Source organism: Pseudomonas sp. Leaf127, assembly GCF_001423155.1.
GTDB classification, from domain to species: domain Bacteria; phylum Pseudomonadota; class Gammaproteobacteria; order Pseudomonadales; family Pseudomonadaceae; genus Aquipseudomonas; species Aquipseudomonas ovata.
Map to the genome: position 1 here is coordinate 647,622 of NZ_LMOA01000023.1, position 11,829 is coordinate 659,450.

The 11,829-nt window shown below is 63.2% G+C and carries 5 protein-coding genes; 3 read left to right on the forward strand and 2 right to left on the reverse strand.

The features are described from left to right. The first annotated feature begins 10 nt into the window (after window positions 1–10). The gene (locus ASF84_RS24010; RefSeq protein ID WP_056841367.1) at window positions 11–1,894 is read left to right on the forward strand and encodes a methyl-accepting chemotaxis protein; all 1,884 of its coding nucleotides are present in this window, start codon (window positions 11–13) and stop codon (window positions 1,892–1,894) included. Between the two features lie 180 nt (window positions 1,895–2,074). Here ASF84_RS24010 and mscK read toward each other — a convergent pair whose 3' ends face one another. Together mscK and ASF84_RS24020 are read right to left on the reverse strand one after the other, a co-directional pair. Beyond that, complete coding sequence (mscK, locus tag ASF84_RS24015; RefSeq protein WP_056841368.1) at window positions 2,075–5,464, reverse strand: mechanosensitive channel MscK; 3,390 nt, start codon at window positions 5,462–5,464, stop codon at window positions 2,075–2,077. Window positions 5,465–5,823: 359 nt separating this feature from the next. Further along, entirely contained in the window at window positions 5,824–7,566 is a 1,743-nt protein-coding gene (locus tag ASF84_RS24020; RefSeq protein WP_056841369.1) for a potassium/proton antiporter, read from the reverse strand. 235 nt (window positions 7,567–7,801) lie between these two features. Here ASF84_RS24020 and ASF84_RS24025 point away from each other — a divergent pair, with 235 nt between their 5' ends. Together ASF84_RS24025 and ASF84_RS24030 are read left to right on the forward strand one after the other, a co-directional pair. Next, window positions 7,802–10,447 (forward strand): dermonecrotic toxin domain-containing protein, encoded by a 2,646-nt coding sequence (locus ASF84_RS24025; RefSeq protein ID WP_056841370.1) that lies wholly within the window; start codon window positions 7,802–7,804, stop codon window positions 10,445–10,447. A gap of 153 nt (window positions 10,448–10,600) precedes the next feature. Then, complete coding sequence (locus ASF84_RS24030) at window positions 10,601–11,782, forward strand: hypothetical protein (RefSeq protein WP_156684357.1); 1,182 nt, start codon at window positions 10,601–10,603, stop codon at window positions 11,780–11,782. Window positions 11,783–11,829: the final 47 nt, after the last annotated feature.

Below are 11,829 nucleotides of genomic sequence, written 5' to 3' on the forward strand. Positions count from 1 at the left end.
GAAATAACCGATGAAGCCTCTCGGGTTCAACCAGAAAGTCCTGCTGAGCGCCTCGCTGGTGATCATGCTGGTGTTCGGGGTGTTCTGTGCCCTGAACGATATGCGCCTGCGCCATGACACCCTGCAGCGCCTCGAGCACAGCACGCGCAACCTGGCCGGTGCCATGGCCCACGATATCCAGAGCTGGCTGGACGGCCGGCTGTTGCTGGTCAAGGGCATGGCCGAGCAGCTCGGCCGCGATCCCGAGCCTGCCCGCCTGCTGGAAACACTGCGCACACCGGTGTTGCAGGAGACCTTCGTGGCCAGTTACGTCGGCACCCGCGAGGGCGCTTTTCATATCGAGCCGCCCCGGCAGATGCCCGCCGACTACGACAGCCGCCAGCGGCCCTGGTACAAGGACGCCATCGCATCAGGCGCGGTGATGACCGAGCCCTATGTCGGGGTCGGCATCGATTACCGGGTCATCAGCCAGGCGGTGCCGATTCGCGCAGGCGCACAGGTGCTGGGCGTGTTTGGCGTCAACCTGAGCATCGAGACCATTGCCCGCACCCTCAATGCGCAAGCGTTCGAAGGCCGTGGCTATGCCTTCATGGTCAACAAGGACGGCAAGATCCTGGTGCACCCGGACAAGGCCATGATCGGCAAGACCCTGGCTGACCTGTTCATGGGCCAGGCCCCGGCATTGACCGATCAACTGAGCGAGGCCACGGCGGCCGATGGCGAAAAACTGACCCTGTTTGCACCCATCAAGGGTGTGCCGTCACAGGACTGGTACATCGGCATCGCCCTCGACCGCCCCGTGGTGCTGGCCAGCCTGGCAGCGTTTCGTCAGGCGGCGATCATTGCCACCGTGATTGCGGTGCTGGTCACCTTGCTGCTGCTGGGGCTGGCGCTGCGTGTGCTGATGAAACCCTTGCGCCAGATCAGCCAGGCCATGCAGGACATCGCCCAGGGCGAGGGCGACCTGACCCGGCGCCTCGCGATTGCCTCGCAGGATGAGTTCGGCTTGCTGGCGCAGGGGTTCAATCGTTTTGTCGACCGCCTGCATGCGTCGATCAGCGAGGTCTCATCGACCACCCAGACCCTGAAGCAGGCAACCCGGAGTGTGCTGGGCGCCTCCAATTCGTCGGTGGAAAAGGCCCGCAGCCAGGCCGGCTACACCACCAGCATTGCCGCCGCCATCGAGGAGCTGGGCGCCACGGCGCAGAACATCGCCGGCAGTGCCTCGGCGGCTTCCCGGGAGGCGTCCGAGGCGCGCACGCAGGTCAGCTCCAGCTGCACGCTGGTCGAGGATACGGTGAGCACGATGCGCCGCCTGCAAGGCAATATCGAAACCACCCGCGCGCAGATCGAGGACCTCAATGCGCGCAGCTCGAACATCGGCAAGGTGCTGGAAGTGATCTCGGCGGTGTCGGCCAAGACCAACCTGCTGGCGCTGAACGCGGCCATCGAGGCAGCCCGGGCCGGGGATGCCGGGCGCGGCTTTGCCGTGGTGGCCGATGAAGTCAGGAGCCTGGCGCATCACACCCAGCAAGCCACCGAGGAAATCCGCGGGGTGATCGAGGCGCTGCAACAAGGTGCCACCCAGGCGGCGCAGACCATGCTGGTCAGCCATGACATGGGCAGCCGCAGCGTGGCGGTGGCCACCGAGGCCGGCGCCAGCCTGCAGGCGGTGGTGGCGCGCATCGGTCAGATCGATGACGTCAACCTCACCGTGGCGGCTGCGACCGAGCAGCAGTCGACGGCCGTGGAGCAGCTCAACCGCGACGTGCATGAAATCAGCCGCCTGAACGAACACAGTACCGACAACCTGGCTGCGACCTTGCAGGCATGCGCCCAACTGGACAACGAGGCCGGCCGCCTGAGCGCCATCGTCGCGACGTTCAGGTTATGACCCGCCACAGTAGGAGCGCGCTTGCCCGCGACCGAGCGCAAAGCGCTCGCAAAATTTCGAAAACGCTGCAAATTTCCGACTGTAAATCTGCGAAACGCTACAAATTTACGACTGCTGACGCAGCCGGTCGCGGTGGTCCGGCATTCCGGCAAGCGCGCTCCTACAGGGGCTGCATAGGGTTCAATCCAGTTTGGCCTCGGGTGGTTCGGGCACGTCCTTGGGGGTGACCGGGGATTTGTCGACACTCAGGGGCGTGGTGGCCTTGGCGGGCGGGACCGGTTGTCCGGTCGCGTCGAGGGGCACCAGCTTGAGTTCGCCGCCGTGGATGTTCTTCAGGTAGACCTCCATCTGCCGGAACGAGATGTTGATCTTCTGCTTCTTGAACTCGCGGTTGATGAAGCGGTTGATCTCGTCCAGCACCGGGTTGCGGTCGCCCAGGTCGCGCACGTGCATGCGCAGTTCGTGGTCCAGGGTGCTTTCGCCGAAGTTGAGGAAGTACACGATCGGCTCCGGCTCCTTGAGCACCCGCGGGTTCTCGCGGGCGGCCTGCAGCAACAGGTTGCGCACCAGGTCCAGGTCCGAGCCGTAGTCGACACCCAGCTTGAGGGTCACACGCGTCACGGTGTCGGTCAGCGACCAGTTGATCAACTGGCCGGTGATGAAGGTCTTGTTCGGGACAATGATGTCCTTGCGGTCAAAGTCGGTGATGGTCGTGGCGCGGATACGGATCTTGCTGACCGTGCCCGACAGGTTGCCGATGGTGATGGTGTCGCCAATGCGCACCGGACGCTCGAACAGGATCATGATCCCGGAAATGAAGTTGGCGAAGATTTCCTGCATGCCGAAGCCCAGGCCCACCGACAGCGCAGCCACCAGCCATTGCAGCTTGTCCCAGCTGACCCCGAGGGTCGACAGGGTGGTCACGAAGCCCACGCCGGCAATGGTGTAGGACAGCAGCGTGGTGGTGGCATAGGCGCTGCCCTGGGCCAGGCTCAGGCGTGACAGCACGAAGACTTCCAACAGGCCGGGCAGGTTGCGTGCCAGCACGAAGGTGATGACGATGATCACCAGGGCGCCGAGCATGTCGCCCAGGCTGATTGGCACCATGCTCATGTTGGCGCCGGTGCCGCTGGTGTATTCGTACAGGGTGACGTTGTCCAGGTAGGAGAACACGGTGATCAGGTCGGCCCAGACCCAGTACATCGCACCGATGAACAACGCCATCAGCGCCAGGCGGATCAGGCGCAGCGACTGTTGGTTGACCTGCTCGATGTCCAGCTTGGGCTCTTCGATGGGCACGTCGCTGTCGCCGTTCTCCCGGGCCGCCTGGCGCTTGGCCAGGGCACGCTGGTAGGCCAGGCGCCGGGCCGCAACGTTGAGGCCGCGGATGAACGTGGCCTCGACCACCAGCCACAGCAGCAACAGGTACAGCGTGTCGATCAGCCGGTCGGTCAGCTTGAGCGCGGTGTAGTAGTAGCCAAAGCACACGGCGATGAACAGCGCCGCTGGCAGGGCGGTGAAGGCCAGTCCCAGTGCCTTGCGAAACAGCGAGGCGTTGTGGTGCGTGGGGCTGGCCAGCAGCAGGCGGCCCAGCAGCAGGGTCATCAGCGCGTAGCAACTGAGTACCACGCCGATGCCCAGCACATCGTCGGCCAGCGCCGCCGGTTGATGCTCGGCCACGGCGACCACCGCCACCAGCGCCAGCACCACCAGGCCCAGGCGCCGGATCCAGCGACGCAGGAACTCGACCTGCACCGGCTCCCAGCGAAAATGCAGCTGCGCCACGCCGCCGGGCGCCAGCACCCGGTAGGCGGTGTAGAACACCAGCCAGGTCAAGGCCACTTCCTGCAGGGCCAGGCCCAGGTTGGCGTTCTGCCCGCGGGCATCGATCTGCAGGGCGTAGCCGCACGAGGCCAGGCCCAGCGCCACGGGCAGGGCCAGGAGGATATTGATCAGCAGTGCCAGCGGCGTCTTCCACTGGTTATCGCGGCGGAAGTGGCCGATGTCGGCATGCAGCTGGTTGAGCTTGGCGTACAGGGCATTGCGCCGCCAGGTCAACACGCCGATCAGCAGCAGCAGCGGCACGAACAGCAGCGGGTGCTGGGTCAGGCCTTCGAACAGTTCGCTGATGCTCGAGGTCCAGGGCAGGGTGGTGATCTGTTTGTGCAGGCGCGGGCCGATGCCCTGGAACCACTCCACATCCAGCGGTTTGTTGCTGGGGATCCAGAACATCTGCTCGTCGAGGGTGGCGCGCAGGCTGATGGCCGTGCTGATCAGCTGCTTCTGGTTCAGTTGCAGGGTGATCGACTCATTGAGCATCGAGGCCAGCAGGCGGTTGAGGCGTTCGAGCAGGTCGTTGCGGGTGACCGCCAGGTCCATCAGCGTGCGGCGCAGCGCCGGAGTGATCTCCTCCTGCGGTTGGGTGGCGAGCAGTTTTTCAACGTACGCCAGCGGTGTGCTCATCTGTTCGCGTTGCTGGTTGAGCTCGAACTGGTACAGGCGGATGTCGGCGATTTCATCGGCCAGGTTACGGTCCAGTTGCAGGTGCGGCAGCGCCTGCTTTTGCCGGTAGAGAATCTTCGACAGCAGCAGGCTGCCGCTGAGCACATTGATCTGCTCGTCCAGCGCCTGGTCGGTCTGGGTCAGGTTGTCCAGTTGTTGCTTGGTCTTGAGGTTGGTCTGGTTCAGTTCGTTGAGCCGGTCGGTGCCGCGCAGCAGGTAGTCGGAGAGCTTGAGGTTGGCCGCGCTTTCGGTGGCCAGCAGGCTGCTGCCGCCGGATTTCTGTGCTTCCAGGGCCAGTTCTTCAACGGTCTTCTGCGACTGGGTACGACGCTTGTCGTTGATCAGGGTCTGCAGGTCCTGGATTTCCTGGTCCTGGCGCTGGACCTTTTCGCTCAGCAGGTCGTGCTGGCTGTTGCCCAGGTCTTGCAACTGGCTGTTGCCGGCCAGCTCCTGGCGGCGCAACAGGCTGACGGCGCTGAGCGAGGCCAGCTCGGCGTTGTACAGGTTGCGCTGGTCGGCGCTCAGGGTCTTGCCGCCTTCCTTGCCGGCCTTGAGGATGGCATTGATCTGCTGGGTGCGGGTCTGGTTGTTGCTGATTTCGGTCTGCGCGCGTTCCGGCCGGGTCTGGGCGGTGAGGATCAGGCTGTTGGCATCGTTCAGGGCCTTTTGCAGGTCGCTCTGCTGGGTGCTGCGCTCGCTGAGCAGTTGTTCAAGCTGCGGCACGTCAAGCCGGGCATAGCGCTGCGCCACCGGCGTTACCTGGCTGGCCTTGAGGCGCTCCAGCTCGCGCTGGTTTTCCAGCACCTGTTTGGGTGCCTGCTCCAGTTGCTGCTTGAGGGCGGTCAGCTTCTGCTGGCTGTCGTCCTGGCTGGAAAGAAAGGCCAGGGTCTGCTCGAGCACTTGCTGCAGCGCCTTCTGGTCGGCCTCCGGCAGCTTGCGGTCACCGATCTTGTCCAGGCTTTGCTGGACGCTGTCACGGCTGGGCGGGTCGGCGGCCAGCGCGATGGCAGAAGTGGAAAGGCACAGGCCGAGGATGGCGGCTACCAGGAACGCACGCAAGGAAGGCATAGACACCGGTCAGGGGGCAGTAACGGAAAGAGGCGCAGTTTAAAGCAATGCTTGCCAGCCGTCGCGCAGCAGACACGGAGGGCTCTCATCAAACAAAAAATAACTTATTGATTTTATTGGCTATAAAATTCACACCTGTAGGAGCCCGCTTGCCGGCGACCGAGTGCGAAGCGCTCGCAAAGTTTCAGAAACGCCACAAGTGTACGACTGCTAACCCATCAGGGATCTATGAAACGCTGAAAATTTACGACTGCTAACCCATCAGGGATCTATGAAACGCTGAAAATTTACGACTGCTAACGCAGCCGGTCGCGGGCAAGCGCGCTCCTACCGGGCATCCTGGGCCGCGCAGGTGGCGATCAGAGGAACAGCGCCGGTCCCGGGCGGGTGCCTTCGGGGAACTTGACCCCGACCTTGACGATGCGGTCGCCGTCGGTCACCGCCACGGTCCACAGGGTGCCGTTCCATTCGATCTGGTCGCCGACGATGGCCGGGCCGCGGTTTTTCTGCACGATGAACTGGCCCAACAGCATGTCCGGGCTCAGGCCGTCGAGCTTGAGACCATACAGGGCGGCGACGTCGCCCAGGTGCGCATCGCCTTCGAGCACAAAATCACCGAAGAAGCGCAGGTCCTGGCCGCGTTGCGGCGCCTGGCTGAACAGTTTGCCCAGCGCCGGCAGGTCGTGTTCGTGACCGATCACGCACAACAGGTCATCGACTTCCAGCGTGGTACTGCCTGAGGGGTGCAGCAGTTGCTGGCCACGGAACAGTGCTGCGATCCGTGTGCCTTCCGGCATCTTCAATTCGCGCAGGGCGGCGCCAATGCACCACTTCTCGGCGCCCAGGCGATAGACGAACAGCTCCCATTCGCTGGTGATGTGAACCTCCAGCGCCGAGCGCGAGATCGGCGCCGGGTCTGGCGGTACGGTGACCTTGAGCAGCTTGGCCATCCACGGCAGGCTGGTGCCTTGCAGCAGCAGCGACACCAGCACGATGAAGAACGCCAGGTTGAAGTACAGCTGGGCATTGGGCAGCTTGGCCATCAGCGGGAACACCGCGAGGATGATCGGCACCGCGCCGCGCAGGCCGACCCAGGCGATAAAGGCTTTCTCGCGGCCATGGAAGGCCTTGAACGGCAGCAGGCCGACCAGCACCGACAGCGGCCTGGCCACCAGGATCATCCACAGCGCCAGGCCCAGGGCCGGAATGGCAATGGGCAGCAGGTCGTGCGGGGTGACCAGCAGGCCCAGCACCAGGAACATGCCGATCTGGGCCAGCCAGGCCATGCCGTCGAGCATGTGCAGGATGCCGTGGCGGCTGCGGATCGGGCGGTTGCCCAGCACCAGGCCGAACAGGTAGATGGCCAGGAAACCACTGCCGTGGATGGCGTTGGTCAGGGCAAAGATCGCCAGGCCGCCGGCGATCACCAGGATCGGGTACAGGCCGGCGGCCAGGTTGATGCGGTTGACCAGTTGCAGCATCAGCCAGCCGCCGCCCAGGCCCATCAGCCCGCCAATACCGAACTCCTGGATCAGGTGGCCCAGCAGGCCCCAGTGCAGGCCGGTTTCGCCGCTGGCGAGCATGCCGATCAGGGTCACGGTGAGGAATACGGCCATCGGGTCGTTGCTGCCCGACTCGATTTCCAGGGTGGCGGTAACCCGTTCATTCAAGCCCTTGCCGCCCAGCAGCGAGAACACCGCCGCCGCATCGGTGGAACCGACGATGGCGCCGATCAGCAGGCCCTGCATCAGCGTCAGGCCGAACAGCCAGGCGGCGACCATGCCGGTCAGCACCGTGGTGATCAGTACCCCGACTGTGGCCAGCGACAGCGCCGGCCACAGTGCGACCCGGAAACTGCTGACCCGGGTGCGCAACCCGCCGTCGAGCAGGATCACCGCCAAAGCCAGGTTGCCGATCAGGTAGGCGGTGGCGTAATCGTTGAAGATGATCCCGCCGCCGTCGACGCCGGCGACCATGCCGACCGCCAGAATGATGACCAGGATCGGGATGCCCAGGCGCGAGGACAGCGAGCTGACCAGGATGCTCGCCCCGACCAACACCGCGCCGATCAGGAACAGGCTGTTGATGGTGGTGGCATCCAAGGGCGGTACTCCGGGGTCAGGCTGAAGAGAAAACATCGATGCTGGCCTTTGACCATGCACCGCGCGTGCCAAGGGATTTAACCTGTTGAATTGGTTGGCTGTCAAAGGCTTGTCTGTCGGGACGGTCCGAAAACGACTGTCTGGCCATCAATCTCGCCACGGGCTAAATAATTAACGCCGCACCCACCGGGCGATCTGATCAGGTGCCGGGTTTCTCACTCCAAGGAACCTGATCATGTCGCAACTCCACGAATTTCTGGCCGGCCCCGAGCAGACCCGGTATGTCTCCGAACAGGCGCGTTTCAAGCAAAAGGCGCAGCGTTTCATGCAGGACTACCCGGATGTTCACGGGCTGGCCTGGGCTGCCGCTCGCCAGGTGCTCAAGCAGCACACCGGCAAGGTGCTCGACCCGGACCGGGTCTGGTGGCACCGCTTTGCTACAGCGTCGAGCAGCCCGCTCACGTTCACGGGCTGGCAGCATAGCGGCGCGCCGGTCGAGTCGATGACGCTGGTCGAACTGGTGATGCGCCGTTTCAATGCCCAGGACCAGGACGGCCCGGACGATCTGCAGGTGTACGGCGGCTTTTATACCGACGGCCCGCAACACCGCGGCGCGTTCGATGAGCACAACGAAGTGGCCCTGCTGCCCGGCCAGGTCCTGCAGCAGCTCTGGGCGCTGGATTTTGCCAGCGACTTTCGCCGGCGAGTCGACGCCTTCTGGGTCCGCCATGGGGCTACGTTCTGCGAGCTGGCCCGGGCCCGCTTTCTGTCTGCTGCCGCCCTGGCGGTGCGCCGTGGGCAGTTGTCCGTTGCCGACGGGCGCGCACTTGTGCAGGCCGTTGCCCGTGAGCCTGCGCTGTCGCCTGGCAACCACACGCACAGCCTGGCGCTGCCTGTACAGGGTGAGGTCAGCGTGCGCAGCTTCGACATTGGCGGCCATGAGGCCAGCCAGATCATCCGCATGGTCGATGCCCGCGGGCGGCAAATCCTCTACTTGCCGGGGCAGGACCCGGCCTTTCAGGTCTGCGAGACCGAGCGCGACCTGTACGAGTGGGTGCAGCGCTGCATCAGCCAGCCTGCCTTGCGACAGCATTTCGAGACCCTGTTTCTGAATTCGCCACAGGCCTGGCAAGACCATGCCGAGGCCTTTGGCGCGCTGCTCGACCAGATCGGCCAGCAGCCGCTCGACGCTGACCACAACCGCGTCGAGGCTGTTGCCTTGCGGTTGCTCAACACGCATGAGCGGGTCATCGTTGGCGATGTCTTCGAGCATCTGCGCGAACAGGCCCGGCACCAGATGCACGCCGTGGCCGATGCGCTGACGTCCAATGCCAGCCTGCGCAAGCAGATGTGGATCGGCTACCTCAATGCCTTCATGCGGGTCTTCGGCCCGAGCGCCGTGGTGGCCTGGCCGCTGGCCTTGACGCTGGTGGGGGCGGGCCTGGCCAATGTCGGCCTGAACATCGACCTGGCCATCAACGGCAGCACGGCCCGGCAGCGCAAGGCCGGGGTGATCGGTGCGATCCTCAATTCGATCTTCGTGCTGTTCAACCTGCCTTTGCTGGTGGACGCACTGCCTGCCCTGCGTGCTTCGGCGTCGGCTGCGGCAGGTGCCCTGTCAGGCCCGGAGGGTGCCGGCCCCGAGTGGATCGCGCTGCAGAACCTCAACCGTGAGGCGCAACTGGCCGGCCAGGCACCGATGCAAGGCATCACGCGCAGCGAAACCGGTGAAACCTGGATCAGGCTGGGCAATACGCCGCAGCGGGTGCGCTACAGCCAGGCGCTCAACACCTGGCTGATCGTCGACCCGCTGAACCCGTTCGCCTTTGAGGGTGCCCGCGCCGTGCGCCTCAATGCCCATGACGAATGGGAAGCGCTGCCGGCCCTGCAGCTCAGCGGTGGCAGCCCGATGAACGAAGCGGGGCCCAGCGCGCTGGCAGGCAGCCCGCCTGAAGCGCCGGTCTACCCGACCATTCGTTCGACGTTCTGGGACACCTACATGCAGTTCAATGCCGACGAAGAGGACCGGTTGTCGGATCTGGCACTGGCGCGGCAAAAGGCGGTTGTCAGTGTGCATCAGTTGGCGGCCGAGGATGAGCTGAGCGTCGACAGTGAAGGTGATCAGGTGCTGCGCGATGCCTGGGGCGATGAATACCGCGTGTTCAAGGTCGACCACGATCACTATGTCGGCGGGCGGGTGACGCGGTATTCGGAGCGCGAGGAAGAATTCAACCAGTTCCTGCGCACCGGCAAGGCCGGGATCACCAATCAGGTGGAAATGATCGAGGAACTGGCCGACGACCTGCAGGCCATAGGCTATGACAACCACGCCACCCTGTACCGTGGTGGCAGTGGGGCCCGGGGCACGTCAGGCATGACCTTTCGCGCAGGCGTCATCAAGGCCGGCGATGTGCTGGTCAATACCGATTTTGCCTCGTTCAGCGAGAACCCGTACGTGGCCCGGTCCTTTGCCAGCAGCCAGGCCGGCGCACCGTCCTATGGCTTCAGCGGGCCGATCAGCTTCGATGAGACCTCGATCGTCTTCGAAATGCTGGCAGAGCAATACCTGGGCGCCACACCGATCGCCCTGTTCTCCAAGGAAGAGGAGGAGGCCGAGTCGCTGTTTGCGCCAGGGCACTATTTCGAGGTGCAGGACATCCGCGAAGTCGCCGGCACCCATTACAAATTCATCCGGGTGCGGATCAAGGAAGTGCCGCTGCCACCGGCCGGCAGCAAGGTCTATGAAATGCGCACCGGCGAGCCGTTCAGCCGCGAGCAGTATGCGGCGCGGCTGGGGGCTGAGGGCCAGAAGCTGGTCGAGCGGTTTTTCCCGTTGCCATCGACCGCCGTGCAGGGAAGCAGCCCACTACCGGCATCGTGAAACCTCGCAGTTCTGCCAGTTGCGGGTAACCACGCGTGGTTTGCACCATGAAGATGGGTAGACATGTTTGAACACGTTTTTGAACGCAATGTTGATTGGCGCGGGCGGCGTCTTGTGATTGCGTGCGAGCCATTCACATCCAGGGAGGATGATATGGAAAATCTGAAAGCAGGTGACCTGGACCCGGGTTTTGGGCAAGGGGGGCGGCTGGAGTTGGGTGAGGGTCGCTCCAGTATGAGGTTTCGTAAATTCAGCCTGGATCACCAGCACCGGATTCTGGGTGTCGGCACCAGCGAGAAGATCGGGGCTGGCACCCGATATGTGACTGTCGGAAGATTCACTGCTGACGGAGTACTGGATACCTCTTTTGATGATTCAGGCTATTGGCTGTCCTTGCCTGTAACAAACGGCATTGGTGGCATTGATGTGGGCTCGCAGACTGGGGAGGACTGTATTCTCACCGCTGTGCCGAGTGATCGGGTCATCTTGCTGTATCGCACGGCAGAAGGTCAGGTCAGAGAACGCCCGCTTACACGCGAGAATGTCTCGGTCGATGGAAATGGCGTTGTGGCCGTTCAAGGGCGTCTCAACGCATGGATCGCCTGTTCTTATCTGGAATCAGCACGGTACGGCAGGGTTCTGTTGATGCGCCTTCGGTCTGAAGGTCATCCGGACAACGGCTTCGCGCAGGACGGCATACTCATTCTGGGAGAGGGTACGCAGTCTTTGCAGTTGAGGGATATGACTGTGCGCCCGGCGGAGCACGATGTGATCCTGGCAATGGACGTCACTGACGATGCTGGCTCTGGCGCTTGGCTGTACTGTCTTGATTCAGACACCGGTGAGTTGAAAGAAACCTTTGCCAGTCAAGGTCGGTTCCCTTATAGCGTGTCTGGCTATCCGTCCACAGTCTTCAGTCGTGTCTTCCATGACAAGGAACGGCTTTGGCTGACAGGGTATGTCCGTGACCCCGGTCAAGGTGTCATGCGTGGCTTTTTCCTGTGCCTGACAAGCAGCGGTGAGATCGATAAAGGTTTCAATCAGGGTGAACCGATCATCATTCAGGCGCAGCAAGCCCATATCGGCGTACAGCGTGATGGCAAGGTGCTGCTCGTGGATTTGCAGGATGACTCATATACCTTGCGTCGATATCTGCCTGATGGTGAGCTGGATTTACAATTTGGCCAGGGCGGGCAGGTCGCTGTAGGGCGCAGTGACGAGTACATGGGGGGCTTGCTCGTTCAGCCTGATGAGGCAGGCGACAAGATTATCTTGAGCGCTTATGCCAGTGGCGATCGCTCGATTTCCGTCGCGTTATACCGTTTTCTGAGCTGACCTCCACAAAAAAGGCGGAGCGCTTGCGCGCTCCGCCTTTTTATTTA